The following is a 21710-nucleotide window of genomic DNA, read 5'->3' as shown; positions in this document are numbered from 1 at the left end:
CCGCAGATCAGCGCAGGCCGGGCGTTTTGAGGTTAAACAGTCCCTGTTCTGGGATCAGATGAACTGAACGTCGTCATAAAGTTGTGCGACGTTGGTCACCCCGTTCAGCGTCAGAGTGTTGCCACCGCCAAAGTCGAGCACCAGCGCGTCGTCGACAATGCTGGAGATCCGGGCAAGGGATGTCGGCTGTGCCGGCAGATTGCCCAGCAGATCGGACTCGATATGGATCGTGTCGATGTTGTTCTGGAAATCGCGGATCAGATCGTGACCGGCGGTGAACACGAACGTATCCGCCCCCTGTCCGCCGCGCAGGATGTCGTTGCCGGTGCCGCCTGACAACACATCGTTGCCAGAGTTGCCTTCCAGCATATCGTTGCCTGCGCCGCCGAACAGCGTGTCAAAACCGTTGTCGCCGAACAGCATGTCATCGCCTGCGTCGCCGTGAAGAACATCGAAGGCGATGCCGCCACGGATGGAATCATTGCCGTCGCCCCCTGTAAGAGTGTCGAATCCGGCGTTGCCATAGATCGTGTCGTCGCCCGCGCCGCCCGACATCAGATCGCCGCCGTTCAATCCGGTCATCTGGTCGTCGCCCTCGTCGCCATACATGACATCGGCGCCAAGACCGCCATTCATCTGGTCGTCGCCGTTGCCGCCGTGCATCGTGTCGTTGCCGAAGTTGCCTTGCATCGTGTCATTGCCTGCGCCACCGTGCAGGACGTCAAACCCGTTGAGGGCGATGATCATATCGTCACCATTACCGCCCATAAGGCTGTCGAAACCGATGCCGCCGTTGATCACGTCGTCGCCTTCATCGCCAATGATCGTGTCGTTGCCTGCACCGCCTGAAATCGTGTCGTGACCGGTGTCGCCGACCAAAAGATTATGGCCACCGTCGCCGCGCAGGGTAAGCGGGGCGGCGTGATCCACGGGCTTAACCGCATCCGAGAGCGCCAGCAATTCGGGCAGGGTCGCATCGGCGATCAGACCGCCAGCGCCATTGCGCAGCTCTACCGTTTCGGTGCCCGTCAGGGTCAGCAGGATGTCACCATTGCTGCGGTCGGTGAACAGATAGGTGTCATTGCCCGAACGCTTGACGATGGCATCGGCGATCAGCGCGCTCAGGCTGGCCAGCCCGGTCAGTTGCAGCACGTCGCGCCCCCGGCCACCATCGATGACATCGCCGGTCAGATCGCGGGCCCAGTTGGCGCGAATGATGTCGTCTCCGTCACCGGCCAGCACCGTGTCGGCGCCTGCGCCGGTCATGATCAGGTTGTCGGCGGCATTGCCGGTGACATGGTCCTTGCCCGCGCCGGTGATCAGGTTCTCGATCACCGTGCCCCGGGCGATCAGGATGCTTTGCGGTGCGGCGGCGGTGCCGGCATAGCCGCCATCGCGCAGATCGACCGTGACGCCGCGGTTAAAGGCCGCGGTATCAAGGTTCAGCGTGTCGATGCCGCCTTCGTCGAAGATCGTCATGGTGACCGGTTCGCCGCCATGGATCGACGGATCGCGGGGCCCGGTCATCGCGTCCCAGATCTCGGTGATATAGTTGTCCAGGGTCGATCCCGCCCCCCAGGTGGTATCGCCCGCCGTCGCCCCGCCCGAAGCGGCACCGTAAAGTTGCTGGATCCCCGCAATATCGGCCGCCATGGCCGTGATCGGAGCGGCATCGATGGCGGTGGTGTTGGGGTTATCGCTCTGGTCGAAATAGGACATGACCGTGGTGTGCAGACTGTCATGGTCGAACATGGCGTTGCGGTCGAAACTGGCGTTGTTGTTATAGTATCCCGCATGTCCCAGACCCAGGGCATGGCCGATTTCGTGTATGTAGGTCAGGAATGAGTGGCTGTCGACGGTGCTGCCGTATTCATCGGTCCATGCCGTGGGAATGTTGATGATCGACCAGTCGGTCACGCCGTTGGTGAAATAGGATGTGGTTGTTGTCGGGTTGGAGGCCGCGTTGGTTGTGAACCGGATGTCGGCATTGGCATCGTTGCCATATGAAAACCGGATGTCGGCAACCATTTCCCAGGCTTCGAACGCCCAGGTGGCAAGCTGTGCCAGATCCCCCGAAAGTCCGCCCAGGTTTACCGTGAGCACCGGGGTGTCATAGGCGTGTTGCATTCCGCCGACCTGCTCCCAATAGCCCGAGACAATGTAATCGGTGATTTCGTCAAGCTGGCTCTGGTTGGGCATGCCTGCAGCGGTGGCCTGTGTCATCTGTCGTCCTTATTCTCCAAAGGCTCTGTCCGAGCCAGATTGCTGTGTGGCCCAGAGGGGCGTCCCTGCCGCACACCGTCGAACATCGGTGTGAATAGCGACGGGGGTATTGGCCGGGCGTGGCCCGGGCTGGTCGGAAAGGGGGCAAAAATGGGGATTTTATCGTTTGAGGCGATTAAAATTAGCCAGATTGCCGCATTTGGGCGCCAATCTTTGGCCAACGGGGGTTTTGACGGCCATCCTTTGGAGGCGTGCCGGGGGGTGAAAAGGGAAGGGGGGTCAGATGAAAACGACATCGTCAAACAGCTGTGTCAGATGGGTGAGGTTGTTCGCGGTCAGTGTGCTGCCATCCGCGAAGGTCAGCACCGAATGGGTGTCGACCACCCGCCCAAGCGCGGCCAGAGCGGGGGCACCCATGAGATCTGCGGCGATTTCATTCAGGCTGCCGGTGTCGGATAAACTGCTGGGCGTGCGCAGAGGAGCATTGGCCGCGGTCAGGGGCATTGGGTTCTTTCAGGTGGCGGACATGGGATCCTTTGAGTGGGGCGGGCCGCAACCCTGAAATATACGAATTCGGGTATCGATCGGATATCTCGATGGAGACGGATTCGCGGACTTGGGATCGTTCTACCCTGAGTTGAGTAACACGCCGTCTCTGTCAACCTGTCCAAGACAAGAAATCGCTGGAGGTGTTGCCTCTGCACCCGGGGCAGCGCCCGCATTGCTTAGCCGTTCTTCATCACCGGGCCATAGTTTCGCAACCGACCCGATATGCGAGGTACTGCGATGTCAGACGTTTCCGCCATTCTGGGGCTGCCCTATATCCAGCCCTCCCAGGCGCAAAAGCACGTCACCCACAACGAGGCCCTGGCGAGCCTCGATGCCCTTGTGCAGGCTGCGGTAAAGGGACGCACCCTGGCCACTCCGCCCGCCGCACCCCAGACCGGCGATGCCTGGCTGGTGGCGCCATCCGGCGCGGTGAACGCCTGGGCCGGACAGGAGAACGCCCTGACCTGGTGGGACGGTGCCGGATGGCGGTTCGCCGCGCCGCGCCCGGGCTGGACGGTCTATGATCTGGCCGAGGGCGGGCCGCTGGTGTTCGACGCCGCGCAGGGCTGGATCCGGCTGCCGGTGAGCCTTGATGGTCTGGATATGCTGGGGGTGAATGGCGCTGCGGATGCCACCAACCGGCTGGCGGTGTCCTCCTCTGCCGTGCTGCTGAACCATCAGGGTGCCGGGCATCAGTTGAAGATCAACAAGGCAGGCGCGACCGACACGGCCAGCCTGATGTTTCAGACCGGGTTTTCCGGCCGGGCCGAAATGGGCACGGCGGGCAACAACGACTTTTCCATCAAGGTCAGCCCCGATGGGGCCGCCTGGACCGAGGCGCTCAGGGTCGACCGGACCAGCGGTCAGGTGACGGGCGCGGCGGTGCAGAGCGGGCCATCGGACGTTACACCGGGCCGTCTGATGAAGACCGGCGCCTTTGGCATCGGCGGGCTGTCCCCGTTCCTGAGCGATATTTCCGTCACCGACAATTCGTTGCCTGCCGGCGGGGTGTTCGGGTTCTCGACGGCGGGGGGCGGCACAGGCGGGCCGGCGGGGGTCACACGCGGCCAGATGATCCAGTCGCGCCGTGCCACGGGCGGCGGCGAGGTGCAGGTGATGATCGCCGAAGAGGCATCGGGGATCCGCCCGGGCACCATGTTGTCGCGGGCGCGCACCTCGGGCGGCTGGTCGCCCTGGCTGCGCGGGCTGGTCAATGCCGATATTCTGGGCACCGTCAGCCAGACCGGCGGTGTGGCGACTGGCGCGATCATCGAAACCGGAACCAACGCGAACGGGACATATACGCGATGGGCCGATGGCACGCAGATCTGTCGGGGGGTGATCACGGCGGCCTCTGTATCCTGCAGCATCGGCTTTGCAGGCGGTTTTCGCTCTGGCACCGGGCCGTCGATCACCTATGCCGCCACATTCGCGTCATCCCCGGCCATCAGCGCCATGTCAAATGACCTCGCGGGAACGGACATGCTGGTGTGCGGTGTCATTACAGGCGCCACGTTCTTTACTGTCCGCTTCATGCGTCTCACGAGCGGCCCTGCGGATTACGTCGGAACGTATACGGCCATTGGTCGCTGGACGGCCTAAGGAGCACCCCCATGCACATCACACTCTCACCCATGCGCCATGACGGTTGTCTGACACTGGTTCGCGCGGGCGATACCCTGACGATCAACGGCGTGGATTTCGACTTTTCGCCTCTGCCCGAGGGCGCGGTGCTGCCGCAGGAGGCTGTCGCCTGTGACTGGTTGTCAGGTGAGGTTTCGCGCCGCCGGGGCGTGCTGCATCTGTCGCTGATCCTGCCCCATGGGCCGGGCGCGCCCGAGGCCAGACTGTTTCCCGCGCCGCTGACCCTGACCGGTGACGGGCCGGTCGATCTGCCGCCCCACGGACCAAAGGAATGACCATGAGCAATATCGATTTTACGCAGGCGGTCAGCCTCAAAGCCAGTGCAAAAGCCCGCGCCCAAGCCGGTGCCAAAGCGGCGGCCCGTGCCCTGTTGGCGCGAACCGACTGGATGGCCATCCGCGCCGCCGAAACCGGCGTGCCGGTCCCCGGGGAGATCAGCGCCGAGCGCGCTGCCGCCCGGCTGTGCCTGAACGCGGTGTTTCAGGGCGGGAGTCAGGACGGGACTGGGTCGCAGGAGGGGTGACCAGCGCGGGATTGCCGGCCGGATCGATATTCTGGCGGCCGAGTCCCGAACAAGCCGGTTCCAGCCCGGCCAGACGCAGATATCGCCATGGAGCACCCAACCCCGGACACGCCGCCCGACCGGTTCAGCGGTATGGCGGACAGAGACCCCGGCCTTGCGGCGGTTCTGTATCAGGATCTGCGCCCGGCAGCGCCTTCGCCGGGGTTCAGATCGGGCGTGTATCGGCACCCTCTTTGGTCCCGGGCAGGCCGCAGTCGCGCAACAGCCAAAGCGTGCCGGACCGGAACAGGGTCTGAACTGTCCCGGGTATGGGCGGGCTCAGCGGCTGGCGAAAATCCGGACCGCTTAACCCCGATCCGATGCGCGAACCAGTGAGAACAGGGCCTTGCGCGCAGATCCGGCGCAACAGCCTTAGCCGGTGCCGGAGCATTTTCGATAAGCTCCCCGGTTTCGCCACAATGCCCTGAGCCATCCTTAACCGCGCTTCGCCAAGGTGATCCCGGGTGCGGCGAGGGTGAGTGATGCGCAACGTTACGTTTGGCCATGTGGCCACTGTAACGGCCGGGACCAGTGTGTTCGCGGCCGGGATGACGGATATTGTTCTGGGGGGCACGACAGCCGGGGGCGGGCAGATGATCTATGCGACCACCCGGCCCGGGCTGGGCGGGGTGTCGGTCTGGGAGCTTGTCCATGGTGAGAGCGGGGGCGGGCAGTTGACGCTGATCGGCGGCACCACCCTGACCGGCGGTGCCGTGGCCGGGGTGGACAGCGGCATCGGTGTAATCTCGGGCGCCGATTCCGGCATCGGCACCGGAATGATGATCGTCACCGGGGTGGGGGGCGGTCTTTGGGCCATGCGGATCGGTGCCGACGGCATGCCCGGTGCGCGGGTGATGCTGAGCTCGACGGGGCCGGTTCCGGGCGATATCTGCGCGGTCGAGACGGTTGTTCTGAACGGGCGCACCTGGGTCTATACGGTCACGCCAGGTGCTGGCGAGCCTTCGGTCTGGGAATTGCAGGCGAACGGCGTTCTGCGCCCCGTCGATCTGACCGCCAGCCCCGGTGCCCCCCAAGGCGTGACGCCCCCGGGCATCACCGGGCTGGCGCAGGCGGGCAGCCCTGCCACGCCGCTGCTGGTGGCGATTTCGGGCGGGGCCGACACGCTGATCGCCTATAGGGTGGCGGCGAACGGCACCCTGCGAGAGACCGACAGCGCGGCGATGATCACCGGGCCGGGCATCGCCGGGCCGATGGCGGTCGAGGTGGTGACCCTCGGCAGCCAGCAATACGTTCTGGTCGCGGGCAGTCTCAGCGGCACCCTGAGCGTGTTTTCCCTTGCCGCTGATGGCACCCTGACCCTGACCGATCACCTGAGCGACGATCTGGCCAGCCGTTTTGCCAATGCCCATGTGCTGGACGTCCTCGTGATCGGTGGCATTGCCTATGTCGCCGTGGCTGGCAGTGATGACGGCATCAGCCTGTTCCGCCTGTTGCCCGATGGCACGCTGCTCCATCTGGGCAGTCTGGCCGACACGGCCGACACCTCGCTGGCCGATGTGTCGGCCATCGTGCTGACCGAACGCGACGGCAATCTGCATATCCTCAGCACCAGCGGATCGGAGCGGGGGATCAGCTGGCATATGGTCGATCCGGGCCGACCGGGGCTGTGGCTGACGGCGCCTGCGGCGGGTGGTGTGGTTACCGGCGGCGCCCATGGAGATCTGCTGGAAGGGGGGGCGGGCAATGACCGGCTGGTCGGGGAGGCGGGCGATGACATCCTGCGCGACGGAGCGGGTGTCGACAGTCTGTTGGGCGGGGCAGGGGCCGACACGTTCATCATGGCCGCCGACGACGCGCGTGACATCATCGGCGATTTCGAACCGATGCTTGACCGGATCGACCTGTCGCACTGGCCCTTCCTGCGCGCGATGGCGCAGCTGGTGCTGGTCTCGCTGCCCGGCGGCGGCGAGATCCGGTTTGGGGACGAATCCCTGCGGATCTACACCTTCAACGGTGCAACGATGACTGTGGCGCAGATGCAGGCGTTGGATATTGTCATCGGCGGGCGGTTTCTGCCGTCCTGGATCACCGAAGACATGTTTCCCGTCGATATTCCGGCCCCCCCGCCCCCTCCTCCTCCTCCACCCGTCCCGTCTGCGCTGACCGGCACCCCCGGTCCTGACCGGCTGACCGGGACCGAGGGCGCGAATTCGATGATCGGCATGGGGAACGATGTTCTGGACGGGCGGCGCGGTGCCGACCGGATCTGGGGCAACGGGGGCAACGACACCCTGATCGGCGGCGGCGGATTTGACAGTCTTTGGGGCGGCGATGGCGATGACGTTCTGTGGGGCAATGCGGGCAACGACAGTCTGGAGGGCGAGGCGGGCGACGACACCCTGTCGGGCGGGATCGGTGCCGATACCCTGACGGGGGGCGATGGTCATGACGTGCTTTCGGGTGATGCGGGGCCGGACCTGCTGTTCGGCGGGGCGGGCAACGACACCCTCTCGGGCAATGCCGGAGCCGATGTGCTCCATGGCGATGATGGCAACGATCTGTTGAACGGCGGTATCAACCACGACACCCTCTATGGCGACGGGGGCGATGACACCCTGCTGGGGATGAACGGCAACGATGTGCTGTATGGCGGGGCAGGGCGCGACGACATACAGGGCAACGCCGGGGCCGATCTGTTGTATGGCGGTGCGGGTAACGACACCCTGAACGGCGGCATCAACCACGACACCCTGTACGGCGAAGACGGGAATGACCTGCTTTCGGGCATGAATGGTGCCGATGTTCTGTATGGTTGCCCGGGTGACGATCGCCTGCAGGGCAATGCGGGCCCCGACACCCTGGACGGCGGTGCGGGCAATGACACGCTGAACGGCGGTTTGGCCGATGACGTGTTCATCTTCAACGGCGGACATGACGTGGTGCTGGATTTCCAGAACGATCTGGACAGGATCCGGTTGGACAACGGGTTGTGGGGCGGGGGCGCGCGCAGCGTGGCACAGGTGTTGGCGGGGGCCGTCGTGGTTGACGGCAATACGGTGCTGCATTTCGGCACACACGACAGTCTGACGATCATCGGACTGACCAATCCTGCGGCTCTGGCAGATGATCTGGATATTTTCTAAGGCGGGCAAAGCCGCCCTGTGCCGGGGATAAAACTGCCCGGTATGTTGGGTCCGGCGGGTCGGGAGTGGCGTGGGGCGGGAGCGGCGACGATACGCTGAACGGCGATCTTGGCTTTGACAGTCTGGAGGGCGGGAGCGGTGACGATATCCTGATCGGCCTAAACGGGTTTGACACGCTTTTGGGCGGAGATGGTGACGATTTCCTGAACGGTGGCTTTGGCAACGACAGCCTGATGGGAGGCGCGGGGGATGACACTTTGAACGGTGGTCTGGGCTCCGACAGTCTGGACGGGGGGGCCGGCAACGATGTGCTCTTTGGTTTGAACGGGCATGACATCCTGATCGGCGGCGCTGGTGACGACGACCTGGAGGGCAATGCCGGCAATGACACTCTGGAGGGCGGCGCGGCCAACGACACGATGCGCGGCGGGCAGGGGGCGGATGTCTTTGTCTTTACCGGCGGCGATGACGTGATCCGGGATTATTCGCTGATTGTGGACAGGCTGGAGATCGAGGCTGATCTGCTCCTGCCCGGGCAGGAGCTGGCGGATCTTGCCGCAGTGACCGACGGCAATCTGGTGTTCAGCTTTGGCGCCGGTGACAGCCTGACGCTGAACGCGATCACCAATCTCGGCATGGTTCTGGACAACGTGACATTTGTCTGAGCCGGGCGTCTGAACCGGGCGTCTGACGGGGTGTTCATGCCCTTGCCCGCCTGCCCTGTCTGGCTCCCGGCCAGTGTTGCCCGCCGCCAAGGCCGGTGCTATGCGTTCCTGTGCCCGCCCTCCATCCGGTCGGGGTTGCGAACACCGGCTGCGAAGGAACCGACATGGCGAAGTTTCCCACACTCGTGCTGCATATCGGGGCGGGAAAAACCGGGTCGACCTCGATTCAGTTCACCCTGCGCCGGGCGGCGGGACAACTGGCCGAGCAGCGGGCCGCCTATGTCGGGCTGATGCTGGAAAAGGTGCCCGGTGCCCTCGACTATCCCTGGTGCGCCGAGGGCGCGCCGCATAAATACTTCCGCGCCAAGAACCGCGAAGAGACCAATGAAGAGGTCTATCAAACCATCTTGGCCGAGCTGAAGCGCCAGGGCGAATTGGGCGTGACCCAGGTGATCTGGAGCAACGAGGCGTTCCTGACCCGCCATGACCGGGTGCTTGGGATCATGCAGCAGTTGGCGGCAGACGGTGTGCCGGTCCGCCCCATCGTCTATGTCCGCCGCCACGACAAATGGGCGCGCAGCGCCTATGTGCAGTTCGGTCTGAAGTTCAAGTCATACCCCGGGCCGTTGCGCAATTTCCGCGACTGGGCAGAGGGGCAGCCGCGGATCGCCTATGGCCCGGATCTGGAGATCTGGCGGGCGGCCTTTCCGCAGCTTGAAATCTTTAACTTCGATGCGATTCCCGATGTGGCGATGCATTTTTTCGGGCTGCTGGATCTGGTCGGGATCGATGTGGTGCGTGCCAACGACAGCCCGACGAACGGGCTGCTGGCCGCCTGGTCGGTGTTCAACGGTGCGCAGGAAGGACAGACCCTGCCCGCCGCATTCACCCGGCTGGCCGGACCGCTGAAGGTGCTGCAGCAAAAGGGCCAGCCGGTGCCGCCGCTGGACGAACTGCTGCCCGATGCCGCCGCCCTGATCGAGATTCAGGCGAAATACGGCGGCGATCTGGCCGCGGTGAACGCGATGCTGGCGCAACAGGGACAGCCGCCCATGGTCTATGACGTGCCGGACGAAAAGCGGCGCGATGTATCGACCTGGGAGATCGACAGGATGCTGTTCCAGATGGTGTTTTCGCTGCAACGTCAGGTGCTGGAACTGCAGGAAAGACTGGATGCGCAGGGCGGCGACAAAAAAACCTGACCGGCCAGTCTGAATCTCTGGCCCAATTTTCCGGATCAGATTTCTGGCCCGACTTCCCGAAAGGACATTTGCGATGACATCGCCCGCCGCCCCCCGCGAAGTTCTGCTGCATGTCGGCCATGGCAAGACCGGCAGCAGTTTCCTGCAATCTGCCCTGGCCAATTCGATCGAGGAACTGGCGAGCCATGGCATCGCCTATCCGATGGCTGCAGAGGAACGCGAAAGGGTGCGGGCGGGGGGGATTTCTTCGGGTAACATGGGTCCCGCACCCGCCCGTCTGGTGCAACTTCTCAAAGGCGACTGGACGGGGGGGGCGACCGTGCCTGTCGACAGGCTGCTGCTGTCCAGTGAATCCCATTTCAACAAGATGCGCCCCAAGGGGTTCATGGACAAGTTGCAGCGCCGGCTGCCTGGAACGTCCATCCGGGTGATGCTGTATATCCGCGATCCGCTGGACCATGCCGTGTCATGCTATCAGCAGTCGGTCAAACGCGGCGGATATACGGGCGATTTCGCAAGTTTTCTGGATGATTATGTCACCCCGGGCAATGTGTCGGCGTTTCTTGCCTGGCTGGGCGAACTCGACAATGTCGATGTGATGGTGCGCAATTACTCCCGGCACAAGACGACGCTGGCGCAGACCTTTGAAGACTGGATGGGGATACCGGACGGCACTCTGTGCCCGCCATCGGTGAAACAGGTCAACCGGTCGATGACCAATGCCGAAATCGCTTTGCAGCGGGCATTCAGCGATGCGCTCGGCTGGGCAACGGCCAAGTTCATCAGCGACCCGCTGTGCGAACATCTGCCCGATGTGCGTTCGGAGCGGCCCGCCGCACCGCCCGAGGCTCTGGAACGGTTCCTGTCACGGATGCAGGGGTTGATCGTTCGCAAGGGGCTGGAACGGCACCTGCCTGAGGGCGAACATTATCACCTGCCCTCCCTCGAGGAGGCGCTGGCGCAATTCTCCGCCCCCGATCCCGCCCCGGTTCACCAGTTCAGCGAAGCACAGCTCCGGGTGCTGGTTGCGGCGATCAGCGAAGAGATCCGGCAGGCCACCGATGGTGGGGGCGTTCTGCAGGAAGAAGCAAAACGTGCAGCTGGGCTGACCGACAAGAAGGTGAGGCGCAAGAGATTGCCCTGATCAGCAAGCGACGGTTACAAGTTGTGAGGCGCGGTGCGGTCGCCGCCACGGCATCCCTTGTTCAGGATATCCATTCTGCCTTAACTTTCCAACTCCACGAGAATTCCTGCGATGGAGGTTTCGATCGTCGTCGGCAAAGTATCCGGAGATTCGGCAAAACCGGTATCATTCAGGGCAAGACCGGCCCCGGTAGACATTGAAAGAGTGATGCTCTCTCCCCGAGAAAAAACGACTGGATCCGATAGGGCATTTATAAGTGAAAACATCTTGAAAACCGGTTTGCTGAAGCCGGGTTCATTATGGGCGACGCTGAGATCATAACACGAGACTTTCCCATCCGGCGCGGTAATCTTTAATTCCAGAACTCCGCCATTTGAGGTGGTGATCATGAAGATTCCCACAATTCTGCCCCCTGCTTCCATGTCTGGAATGTGCAGTGGCAAACTTTCAGGGGGAAAAACGTCAATCGTCAAAAGCCGGTTCGAGAAAGATCGGGGGGCAGCGTCGCGAAACCCCGTAAGCAGATCAAGCCGACGGCCCGGTGTGATCAGAAGCGGCTCGATTGTCGGGTCGACCGGGACGAAGGGGGCATCGCAAAACCGCTTGGCACGGCGGGCCGTGTGTTTCACGATCCGGTGATCTTCTTTATAGTGAAAATCATCGAAGAATACATCGTCAGGCAGCTTTTCCACAGCCATCTTGCGGCGCATTTCCTGCGAAACCTCAACAAACGGTATTTTGTAATGGCGCAGCAGGGGGATGAGTTTGCGGCGATAGGGATCCCGCTTGTCGAGCCGTTCATGGGGGCGTGGCGTAAGCACGATGGCAATGAACCGCGCGCCGCGTTCGGCGCAATGGCGGATGATTGCCTCGCAATAGGCCAAGAGATAGTCGACAGTATAGGCACGCCCACGCCCGAGCGCCTGGTTCGCGTCGTTCAGGGCATATTCCCAAATAACGGTATCACCGGGCGCAACATCGCGACAGAACATCACCCGGTAAGCGCCCATGATAGATGTCGACGCGCCGATAGAGATATTGTCGGATGCCACGTCGAAGTGATGAACCCATCCCCCCCGGCGCACTGAATTCGATCCGCCGCAGATATAGGTCGTCATGCCGGTCCCGATGTTCTGTCGTATTGGGGATCATTAGTCCGGACACTGCCTGACTGCAATCGGGCTGAAGGATCAGGCGTAATAATCTTCCATGCCGTAATTCAGCACCTCGCCCACGGGGCCGCAGATTCTGGTGAAGGTCGCTTTTTCCTCGTCCGACCAATCCATTTCTGACAGGCGCAGGAACTGGGTCAGATCGCGGTCGGCGCTGGCCTGGGGGCGTTTGGCGATCAGATAGGCGGCCAGGGCAGCGGTGTCGGCCTCGCTCAATTCAAGATATGTGCCGATCAGGGCTGAAATACGCTCGGGGTCCGTGGCCAGATCGTGGAAATCGAAATCGATGAAATTACCGTTCAGCCGGTCGCGGGTGTCCAGCCAGGCCCGGTTGCAATCGGCCCATTCACGGCAATGCTGTTCCAGGCTGCGGTCGGTGAATTTCTTAACCTTTGATTGCACATTATCCACATGACGCCGCGCGCAGTGGATAAAACGGGGGTTCTGGTGAAAGGTATTCAGGTCGGGCGCCATGCGGATCGGCGTGATCGTTGGCGTCTTGTCCATCAGGTGACGGCTGCCGATCTGGTTGACCAGATATTGCTCATAGCCGTGAAACAGATGCCGCAGAAGCACGTTCTCGCGCAACTCTCTCATCCCATTGCCCGAAACGGCGGCGCCCAGCCCCTGTTTCTTGTGCTTGCGCACCGAGCTCAGCAGATCGTCGAGGATCGGCACGATATGCCCCTCGCCATAGCCCGAAAACCGCGTTTCACCCAGCCCGTTGCGCAGGGCCGAAGTGCCCGACCGCGTGGAGCCGAGAATATAGACGATTTCTGTCATGGGTTGTGATTTTCCTCAATTGTCCGTTGTTGCAAAACAGCGCGCCTTGCGCATGGTTTCCCGATGACCAACCCCATCTGAAAGGGAAGTTCAACTCCGGGGTGGCACGGGCGTGGTTTTGCTTTTGTTTTTCCGTCCCGCCTTTTAGAGGAAATCTGCGCCATCGCGCCCTGCGCGGGTCTTGGCATACTGATATTTATAGCTGAATATATCCTTTTAAAGAAGGAATTTTCCGGATGGACCCTCAGGACATTTTGCTGGTGCTGCGCAATGTGATGGCTGCCGACCCCGGAGCCGGCAAGACCGTGACATTGCCGCGGGGCACCCTGCGCGATATTCTGAAAGCCGCGCTTGACGGGTCGTTCTCGGACTTTTGGTATCTCAACCGCTATCCCGATGTGGCGGCCGCCATCGCAGAAGGGCTGGTGCCCTCGGCGCTGGATCATTACGCTCAGTCGGGCATATTCGAGGGGCGCATGCCATTTCCCGCGCCGCTGGACGAAGAGAGCTATCTGATGCAGCACAAGGATGTCGGCGCCGCGATCGAGGGCGAGGCCTTCGCCGATGCACGCGACCACTTCTATAGCGTCGGTTTCGGGGAAGGGCGCGCATTTCGTCTTGAGACGAATAGCATTCTGGACGACAAGGCGTAGATTGCGACGCCCCCTGACGTGACCACCGATCCCCGGATTGCGGCCATGCCTGCGCCCGCGCCCAAGACTGAGAGCCTGACATGAAGACCACCTTCCTTCACGGCCGCTATGCCGAGGGCAATGGCGATTTGGCCGAGCGTTTCGGCACCGATGCCGATGCCGACGCCAATCTGAACGAACATTTCACCCGCTATGGCCAGCACGAGATGCGCGGCATCAAGGCCGAGGATTACATCCGGCTCGAGGCTGTTTTCTGTTCCGACCGCGGCCATATTCAGTTGGCGGGCTGGGCCGACCGGCGGCTCATCCACAGTTTCCATGTGACGGTCGAAGTCGGTTATATACGCTATGATCTGGGCGAGGTGACGCCCTGTTGGTACGAACGCGCCGACGTGACGGCGGTGACCGGCGACACGCAGCAGGACTCGGGGTATCTGGCGCTGCTCAAGATCGACGGTCTGATCCTGCATTCCGGCGTGCGTATCCTGATCAACGACAAGAAGATGTATGACGAGCCGGCGATGCGCTGGCTGTCGATCGACAGTTTTCTCACCCGGTCGCTGAGTGCCTGCGCGGTTCTGGCCGATCAGCCGGTGGGCAACACCCTGTCCCATGCGCAGGCACTGTATCCCCAGTATGCCGAAATCTGGGGGGAATATCTGGACGGTCTGACCTTTAGCGCGGCGTTTCAACACCGCGCGCAGGCCCCGGTGGCGCGCAGCATCATCATCACGCTGCACCGCAAGGCCGAGATGCTGCTGATTCAGCTCGACAGTCTGGCCGAGGCCCTGACCCGGGACGGCGAAACCGAGGTGATCGTGATCGGCAATGAACTGGCGGGGGCGCAACTGCTGGTCGAACAGCTCGGCGCCTTTTGCCAGATTCACGATATCCCGCTGTCGCTGCACCTGTGTTCGGGCAATTCGGGGTTCTCGGCCGGCAACAACCACGGTGCCGAAATCGCCCGGGGCGAGATCCTGATCTTCATGAACCCCGACATCTTCCCGCCGGAAACCGCGCCTGAACGGGGCACGGATTTTCTGTTTTCCGATCCGGGCGAGGATCTGCACGGGGCGTTGCTGTATTACGGCGACGGCATGCTGATGCATTCGGGCATGTACACCACGGCCGACCTGGCCTTCAATGCCCGGAGCGGGGTGTCGGCGCCGGTGCTCCGGGTCGAACATTTCGGCAAGGGGCTGACCCATCACGTGGACGACGCCGCCGATATCATCGCACCGACCTTGGCCGCGATCGCCGGTCAGCCGGTGCTGGCCAGCGCGGCCCTGTGGAAGATCCGCAAGACGGTGTTCGACGCCGTTGGCGGGCTGCCGATCGATTATCTGTTCGCCTATTACGAGGATGCGGATTTCTGTCTGGCGCTGCGCGGACAGGGCCGTGACATCGTGATCGACAACACCGCGCGCTGGATTCACATGGAGGGCGTGGGCAAGGCGAAACCGGCCCATGTGCGCAGCTTCATGTGGCTGAACCGTGCGCTTTATTCGCAGAAATTCGCCGACTCCGATCTGCTTTCGGACGAGTCGGCCGATCTGTCCCTTCTCTGAGTGACCCCGGGAGCCTGCTCATGAAATACCTCACGGTGTCTCTCTATCATCCATCGGTGATGAAAGGCGGCGCGCAATACGTCGCCAAGGATCTGCATGATGTGGCCCGCGCCGATCCGGATACGGATCCGGTGATGCTGGCGGCGATCGACGCCAATATCTTTCCGCAATACGCCAAGACCGGCGCCAGCATCACCGCGCTGCCCGACGGTGATCACGAATATCTGCTGCCCGGACAGCGGTTCGTCGAATTCTATCACCTGATCTATGACAAGCGGCGCAACAAGGCGGTGCGCCATTTTCTGGAACAGCACCGCCCCGATGTGATCCACATCCACCATTCCCTGTGGGTGGGGCTGGAGTTCCTGCAACTGGCGCGCAAGGTGCTGCCGGGGGTCAAGATCATCTATACCCTGCACGAATACTTGCCGATCTGTTATTCCCGGGGGCAGTTGTTCCGCTATCACGAAGGCGCGATCTGCCATGACACCGCGCCGGATCAATGCGTCAAATGCTTTCCCGACCACACCACCGATGATTTCATCCTGCGCCGCCGGGTGTTCCGCCGCGCCTTTGATCTGGTCGATCATTTCATCGCCCCGTCCGAATATCTGCGGTCGCGCTATGTCGACTGGGGGATCGAGGCTGATCGGATCAGCGTGATCGCCAATGGTCACACCCCGCGCCGCCCCGAAGGCTGGACGCCGACCCGGTCGGCCGATCTGAACGTGTTCGGTTTCTTCGGCCAGTTCGTCGATGCCAAGGGGATCGATGTGCTGTTGCGCGCCGCGGTCGCGGTCAGCAAGACCAAGCCGGTCGAGATCAGGATTTTCGGCGGCAACAAGCAATATGCCAGCGAGGATTACGTCGCCAAGGTCGACAAGATCCTGAAAGGCGCCAAGAAGAACCTGAAGATCACCGAGGCGGGGGCCTATTCGCGCGACAACGTGTTTGACCTGATGACGACGGTCGACTGGGTGGTGATGCCGTCGGTCTGGCCCGAAACCTTTGGCCTGGTGGTGTCCGAGGCCTGGGACGCGCGCCGTCCGGTGATCTCCTCCCGCGCCGGGGGGCTGACCGAACGGATCGCCGACGGGGTCGACGGCCTGACCTTCCTGCCCGGATCGGCGACCCAACTGGCCGGGATCATGGACCGCTGCATTGGCAACGCCGCCTTGTGGGACAGCCTGTCGGGCGGTATTACCGACGAAGTCCCGATGACCGAAGTGTGGGACGCCCACAAGACCATCGTCCAAAAGATCGGCAGGGAAACGGCCGCCTGATCCGGCCCGATATCCGCAACCCCAAGTCACCTACAAAGGATTTTCCCATGGATGCTCCCGAAGATATGGATACTTCCGAAAACACCGGGGCGGCCCGCAAGGAACGCGGCCCCGAGCAGAAAATGGCCAGTGATCTGGCCAAGGCGCTGTGGCAGGCCCGCGGCGCCACCGGCAAGGGCGAACCCAAGATGTCCGCCGAAGAGCGCAAGGCCGCCTGGAAGGCCGCCAAGCCGGAAATGACCCGGACCGCCAGAAAGGCCCTCAAGTCGCTGACTGAAAGCGGCTGGGTCATTACCCCCAAGGCGTAAGTGCCGGGTCTTCGGCGCCCTGATTTTCAGGTCGGGCCGCAGACCGTCCCGGGCCCCAATCAGGGCCCAAATCCGGGAGCCGCGCCACCGGCGCGGCCCCCCTTTCGCCCGACCGGGCACACCACCGTGGCGGCGGACCTGATCCGTTCCTGCAAGGAGATATCTGTTGGTCAGGAAACTTGACTTCATCGTGTTCGGCATGCCGCGCGGCGGCACTTCGGCGGTCGCGCGCTATATTTCGGCTGTGGAACCGCTGCATTGCGGGCAGGAGGTGATGACGATCAGCACCGACCATTCCACGCTGGATATTCCCGATGCCTTCCTGACGCCGGTCAACGACCGCTGGAATGACAGTTCGGTCGCCGCCGTCACCGCGAACCGGGATCGCATCCGGCTTTATGGCAACAAGACACCGACCTATTTCTATCGCCTGAACGGCGTACTGGCCGAGTTGGACAATGCGCCCGCCATCGCCTGTATCCGCGATCCCCATTCCGTCGCCCTGTCGTATTCCACCCGGGCGTCCAACACAAAGGACCGCTGGAACTCCGGGCGGCGCGGGCTGTTTGCGGTGGGGGATGCGCTGATGCTGGTGCATGCACTGCACCATGCGCCGCAGGATGCAAAGATCCTGATCATGCCGCAAAAGGCGCTGCTGGCCGACTGGCGCAAGGCCATGAGCCGGGCCATCGAACATATCGCCCCCGGCGTCGCGCCGGAGTTCGGCGAACAGGCTCTGGCCGAGATCGACCATATCAAGACCCGCCAGACCCGGCGCGACAAGGTCGAACTCGAGAAGATCGAGCAACGCGCGCTGAACCGGCTGGACAGGATCGGCCTGACCGCGTTGTTCGACCGTGACACGGTCTGTGATCTGGACGATATCCGCGAGGATCTGGCGCGCATCGTCGCCGATGGTCCGGGCAATGCGATCGGGTTCATCCGCAAGCTGGCCGTCGATCATCCGGACGAACTGGCGCGCAATTTTGCCGACCGCTGGGTGAACCCGGCCAAACGTGCTTGGCAGGGCTTCAATGGCGGCGGGGCAGGGGGCTCAGCGGCCAGGAACCCGGCCCAGAAACCCACAGGCACTCCCGCCGAAGATCCCGACGGCAGCGAAGACTGACTGTAGGCCCCGGCTGCGACAACCGGCCGGGGCGCGTTCGGCCGGAAGCCCGTGTCAGCGCTCCATGCTTTCGCGATAGTAGCGACGCAGGAACACCAGCCCCACGGTGCCGGTGATCGCTGCGAACATATAGACATAGACGGTGTCGACGTATTCGCCGCGATAGCTGTAATAGAACCCGGTGCGCGATGCGCCGACAACATGGACCAGCGGGTTCCATTCCAGCCATTCGCGGTAGGGCATGGGAATCCGGTCGTGCAGCAGGATCACCCCCGACAGGATGACCAGAGGTCGGGTGGCCACCGACCAGACCGTGCCCCAGACCGGATAATACAGCGTCAAAACGCAGTTCAGGATGCCCATTCCCAACGCCAGCGCGGCGGCCATCACATAGGCGTTCAGGATCGGTCCGATCCCGAGGTAGTTCTGCGGATAAAGAATGCCGAGGATCACCCCCAGAATGACCGCGCTGACCACCAGTTGCACCATCACCGCCAGAAAATAGCGCGCCAGAATCGCATCCATGAAGGTCACGCGGGGATAGGCCAGCAGGTTGCGTGCGGCACCCACCGATCCCGTCACCGATCCGGTTACGGCGGTGAACATCATATAGGGCAAAAACCCCGAGGCGAAGAACACCGCGAAACTGGTGCCAAGCGAGGGGGTGCGGAACCCGGTGGAAAAGACCGCCACCATCACCCCGATGCCGAGGATCGGCTGGGCGAAGACCCAGAGGAACCCGCCCGGGGAGCGGCCATAGGAGGTGCCGATCTCGCGCAGGATCAGTGCTGCGATGGTGCGCAGGCTGGCAAGCCGCGGCAGACGCTGACGCACGGTTCGCAGCGCCGTGTCGCGGTCCAGACTGTCACCATCGCGCCCGCCGGTCTGGTAGCCGGGGCGCTGTGGCGCGGCAAATTCCCCGGACGGGCCGGCCGGGCCGGGCGGGGTCGTGTCCATGGTCATGACAGGCGGCTCCGGGGTTTGTTCTGGCCCGGAGCCGGGAGGGCAACCGGGGTCATCGCTGCAACTCGTCCGCGGCGTTGTCGGGTTTGCGGGTCATGTTTTCCTCGTGCTGGGCGATGGCTTCGTCAATGTCATCGTAATAGGTCAGATGGCCGTTCTCCAGAACGGCGCCCGCCTCGCACATGCGTTTCATCGTCCCCATGCTGTGACTGACGAACAGCGCGCCCGAATCGCGCAACCGGTCCTGAAACAGCGCCTCGCTTTTGCCGCGGAAGGCGGCGTCGCCGGTCGCCGTCACCTCGTCGATCAGATAGGTGTCGAACTTCAGCCCCATGTTGATGCCGAAAGACAGCCGCGCCCGCATCCCCGAGGAATAGGTGCGCACGGGCAGGTGATAATGTCCCTCCAGTTCGGCAAAGTCGCGCACGAATTCAACCAGCTCGTCGGTGTCGACACCATAGATGCGCGCGACAAACCGGGTGTTCTGTGCGCCCGTCATATTGGGGTGCATCGACGTGGCCAGTCCCACGGGAAACGAAATGTCGCCGTCGCTCAGGACTTCGCCCGAGGTGGGGGCGACGGAGCCGGCGATGATCTGCAGCAGGGTCGACTTGCCCGCGCCGTTGCGCCCGAGCAGCCCCACCGACACGCCGGTAGGAAAGGTCACGTTCAGGTTGCGGGCCACCACCTTGCGGGTGCCGGCCATGCGGAACTCCTTGGTCAGATTGCGCAGCACGATCATGCCCGCCCCCCGTCAGCGCCGGTCGCGCAGAGCATAGCCGATCATCACGATCAATGCCCAAGCCAGGAAAGAGAACAGCATCACCAAACCGCTGGTCTGATAGAACTGCGGATACCTGGCCGATTCCGCCGTTGTCGGGTGCACATGGGCGGCCAGATAGCGGCTTTGCCGCCGCGCCTCGGCCAGCGAGGATTCATAGGTGGCGCGGGCGGCGGTATAGGATTCGCCGGCGAACTGCTGATCCACCAGCAGGCGTTCGTATTCCCCCACCAGATCGGCAAAGGCTTCGCCTTCGGGGACATCCGTCCCGGTTTCGCCGCGCACACCGATGCCCAGCTTCTTGCGCTCTTCGGCGATCCGCGCCTCGATCACCTCGACCCGGCGGCGGATCTGCACGACGCGTGGATCACTGGCGCTGGTGGTTTGCATCAGGATGTCCAGATCGATCAGCGTCTGCGCCAGCTGGCCCTGCAACGACGACAGGATGCCCATCTGGCTCTGGATGCTTGCGGCGGGATCGACGATCTGGGTCTCGTTGCGGAACCGGGTCAGCGCCGCGCGGGCGATTTTCAACTCTTCGACCGAACTTTCCAGTTCTTCGCGGGCATATCCGGTGGCATCGTCACGGGCGATGGCCGACAGCCGGTTGATCATCAGCGTGCTCTCGTCATAGATGAACTGCGCGATGCGGGTGGCGTCTTCGGGGGTGAAGGCCTGTACCTCAAGATCGATCAGCCCGGTGCCGCTGTCGGAATAGACCCCGACCATGCGGCCCCAGTATGTCACCAGGTCCTCGATCGTGCCCGGCGGATGATAGGCAAAGACAAAGTCGGTGTCGGGGTCGCCCTTGGCCCAGAGCGCGCGCAGATCCAGCACCGCGTCGGCCTTCCTGACCAGTTCCTGACTCTGGATGAACTGGTACAGGATATCGGTATCCGACGAGGATGATCCCGACATCTGCGCCACCTGGCCCAGCAGTTCGATTGACGATCCGACTTCTTCGGTGCGCACCGAAAACCCGGCCAGCGACACATAGCGCGGCGCGGCGCGTTGGTTCAGATACCAGACGCAGACCATGACCGGCACAATCACCATCACGGCAAAGCTGATCAGCGCGCCCCAGTGGCGCCGTTTCGCGCGTGCCTTGCCAACCGGCGGGGCGGCGATGATCGGCTCCGGTTCCGGCTTGCCGGTGGGCGCAGCGGGGCGCAGCGGGCCGTCGTCGTCACCGTCATCCTTGGCGACCATCGCTTCCAGCGCATCCAGCTCCTTGCGCATCTTGATCGCTTTGATCTCTTCCTTGCGCTGCGCCATTTCCAGCCGCTCGCGGCGTGTCGCGTCAAGCCGGGCCTGCGCTGCCGCTTCGCTGTCGGGGTCCGCGCTGCTGTCGGGCTCTGGCGCGGGGGGGCGGGTTGTGGCAGATACGTCGCGCAGAGAGGCCGGGCTGCCCGATCCAAAAGCGGACCCGGGGCCTGAGGCGGCGGGGGTATCGGATTCTGCCGTCGGGGCGGCAGGTGCCTGGGGGCGGGGAGCCTTCAAAACAGCCTCGGTCAAATGATGGAAATGCTGGCGGTAAGTAACATAAGATGACGGCCGATGACCAGTGGCGCCGCGCCCGATGCACGGTAGGGTGACCAGCGGCACCACAGGGCGATGGCCGGTAGAAAGGGCAGGCGATGAACGAGCGTGCCGACAGGCCAATTACAAGGCCAATTATGGGCCCAGATGTGAGGCCGGATAGGGGACCAGACAAGAGGCCGAACCGGGGCGCGCGGCTGTCCGCACACGGGTCCGTGCGCATCTTGCTGGCCACTTACAACGGCGCCGCCTATCTGCCCGATCAGCTGAATTCCTTCATTGACCAGCACCATGACGACTGGACGCTGCTGGTGGGGGACGACGGATCGCGCGACTCTACTCCTGATCTGGTGAACAGCTTTGCCGCCGCCCATCCCGAACGGGGGGTCCGGATGATGTCGGGGCCCGGGCAGGGCAGTGCCGCGAATTTCCTGACCTTGA

Annotated in this window: 20 protein-coding genes; 13 read left to right on the top strand and 7 right to left on the bottom strand. The window is 63.0% G+C overall.

Translation table 11 applies throughout. The annotated features are described in order from the left end of the window. Positions 1 to 54: 54 nt before the first annotated feature. Both FQ320_RS22930 and FQ320_RS22925 read right to left on the bottom strand, forming a co-directional pair. The gene (locus FQ320_RS22930; RefSeq protein WP_148475620.1) at positions 55 to 2223 is read right to left on the bottom strand and encodes a M10 family metallopeptidase; all 2169 of its coding nucleotides are present in this window, start codon (positions 2221 to 2223) and stop codon (positions 55 to 57) included. Positions 2224 to 2502: 279 nt separating this feature from the next. Then, complete coding sequence (locus FQ320_RS22925; RefSeq protein WP_148475619.1) at positions 2503 to 2727, bottom strand: hypothetical protein; 225 nt, start codon at positions 2725 to 2727, stop codon at positions 2503 to 2505. Positions 2728 to 3009: 282 nt separating this feature from the next. Between FQ320_RS22925 and FQ320_RS26680 the strand changes: the two genes are divergently transcribed. The 7 genes from FQ320_RS26680 to FQ320_RS22885 all read left to right on the top strand — a co-directional run bounded on the left by FQ320_RS26680 (position 3010) and on the right by FQ320_RS22885 (position 11093). Then, positions 3010 to 4374 (top strand): DUF2793 domain-containing protein, encoded by a 1365-nt coding sequence (locus FQ320_RS26680; protein WP_255509678.1) that lies wholly within the window; start codon positions 3010 to 3012, stop codon positions 4372 to 4374. Between the two features lie 11 nt (positions 4375 to 4385). Beyond that, complete coding sequence (locus FQ320_RS22915) at positions 4386 to 4691, top strand: hypothetical protein (RefSeq protein WP_148475618.1); 306 nt, start codon at positions 4386 to 4388, stop codon at positions 4689 to 4691. A 2-nt stretch (positions 4692 to 4693) separates the two neighbouring features. After that, positions 4694 to 4939, top strand: coding sequence for a hypothetical protein (locus FQ320_RS22910; RefSeq protein ID WP_148475617.1), 246 nt, complete (start codon positions 4694 to 4696; stop codon positions 4937 to 4939). Between the two features lie 521 nt (positions 4940 to 5460). Beyond that, positions 5461 to 8082, top strand: coding sequence for a calcium-binding protein (locus FQ320_RS26795; RefSeq protein WP_148475615.1), 2622 nt, complete (start codon positions 5461 to 5463; stop codon positions 8080 to 8082). A 65-nt stretch (positions 8083 to 8147) separates the two neighbouring features. Then, on the top strand, positions 8148 to 8747 hold the full coding sequence (locus FQ320_RS22895) for a calcium-binding protein (protein WP_148475614.1): 600 nt from the start codon (positions 8148 to 8150) through the stop codon (positions 8745 to 8747). Positions 8748 to 8911: 164 nt separating this feature from the next. Beyond that, on the top strand, positions 8912 to 9949 hold the full coding sequence (locus FQ320_RS22890; protein ID WP_148475613.1) for a hypothetical protein: 1038 nt from the start codon (positions 8912 to 8914) through the stop codon (positions 9947 to 9949). A gap of 73 nt (positions 9950 to 10022) precedes the next feature. After that, complete coding sequence (locus FQ320_RS22885) at positions 10023 to 11093, top strand: hypothetical protein (RefSeq protein ID WP_148475612.1); 1071 nt, start codon at positions 10023 to 10025, stop codon at positions 11091 to 11093. A gap of 80 nt (positions 11094 to 11173) precedes the next feature. On the opposite strand, the gene FQ320_RS22880 is transcribed toward FQ320_RS22885, so the two are convergent. Beyond that, entirely contained in the window at positions 11174 to 12211 is a 1038-nt protein-coding gene (locus FQ320_RS22880) for an SGNH/GDSL hydrolase family protein (RefSeq protein WP_148475611.1), read from the bottom strand. Positions 12212 to 12283: 72 nt separating this feature from the next. After that, positions 12284 to 13048: a sulfotransferase gene (locus FQ320_RS22875; RefSeq protein WP_148475610.1), complete on the bottom strand. Its 765-nt coding sequence runs from the start codon at positions 13046 to 13048 to the stop codon at positions 12284 to 12286. Positions 13049 to 13284: 236 nt separating this feature from the next. Between FQ320_RS22875 and FQ320_RS22870 the strand changes: the two genes are divergently transcribed. The 5 genes from FQ320_RS22870 to FQ320_RS22850 all read left to right on the top strand — a co-directional run bounded on the left by FQ320_RS22870 (position 13285) and on the right by FQ320_RS22850 (position 17986). After that, complete coding sequence (locus FQ320_RS22870; RefSeq protein WP_148475609.1) at positions 13285 to 13701, top strand: hypothetical protein; 417 nt, start codon at positions 13285 to 13287, stop codon at positions 13699 to 13701. 80 nt (positions 13702 to 13781) lie between these two features. Then, positions 13782 to 15269 carry a glycosyltransferase family 2 protein gene (locus tag FQ320_RS22865; protein WP_148475608.1) on the top strand — a complete coding sequence of 496 codons (1488 nt, stop codon included), beginning with the start codon at positions 13782 to 13784 and terminating at the stop codon, positions 15267 to 15269. Positions 15270 to 15289: 20 nt separating this feature from the next. Then, positions 15290 to 16552, top strand: coding sequence for a glycosyltransferase (locus tag FQ320_RS22860; protein WP_148475607.1), 1263 nt, complete (start codon positions 15290 to 15292; stop codon positions 16550 to 16552). 47 nt (positions 16553 to 16599) lie between these two features. Beyond that, on the top strand, positions 16600 to 16860 hold the full coding sequence (locus FQ320_RS22855) for a hypothetical protein (RefSeq protein WP_148475606.1): 261 nt from the start codon (positions 16600 to 16602) through the stop codon (positions 16858 to 16860). 166 nt (positions 16861 to 17026) lie between these two features. Beyond that, complete coding sequence (locus tag FQ320_RS22850) at positions 17027 to 17986, top strand: sulfotransferase (RefSeq protein WP_148475605.1); 960 nt, start codon at positions 17027 to 17029, stop codon at positions 17984 to 17986. A 54-nt stretch (positions 17987 to 18040) separates the two neighbouring features. Here the strand turns inward: FQ320_RS22850 and FQ320_RS22845 are convergent, their stop codons facing one another. Genes FQ320_RS22845 through FQ320_RS22835 form a run of 3 tightly spaced genes read right to left on the bottom strand, consistent with a single transcriptional unit; the run spans position 18041 to position 21230 of the window. Then, positions 18041 to 18949 (bottom strand): ABC transporter permease, encoded by a 909-nt coding sequence (locus FQ320_RS22845; protein WP_255509677.1) that lies wholly within the window; start codon positions 18947 to 18949, stop codon positions 18041 to 18043. 52 nt (positions 18950 to 19001) lie between these two features. Beyond that, positions 19002 to 19691 (bottom strand): ABC transporter ATP-binding protein, encoded by a 690-nt coding sequence (locus FQ320_RS22840; protein ID WP_148475604.1) that lies wholly within the window; start codon positions 19689 to 19691, stop codon positions 19002 to 19004. 12 nt (positions 19692 to 19703) lie between these two features. Continuing rightward, positions 19704 to 21230, bottom strand: a complete 1527-nt coding sequence (locus FQ320_RS22835) for a capsule biosynthesis protein (RefSeq protein WP_255509676.1) — start codon at positions 21228 to 21230, stop codon at positions 19704 to 19706. A 254-nt stretch (positions 21231 to 21484) separates the two neighbouring features. On the opposite strand from FQ320_RS22835, the gene FQ320_RS22830 reads away from it, so the two are divergent. After that, the coding region (locus tag FQ320_RS22830) for a glycosyltransferase (RefSeq protein ID WP_187394046.1) at positions 21485 to 21710 on the top strand (226 nt) is incomplete at its 3' end.

The sequence above is a fragment of the Oceaniovalibus sp. ACAM 378 genome, assembly GCF_008085915.1.
Lineage (GTDB): Bacteria > Pseudomonadota > Alphaproteobacteria > Rhodobacterales > Rhodobacteraceae > Oceaniglobus.
This window is presented reverse-complemented; position numbering and strand designations above follow the sequence as displayed.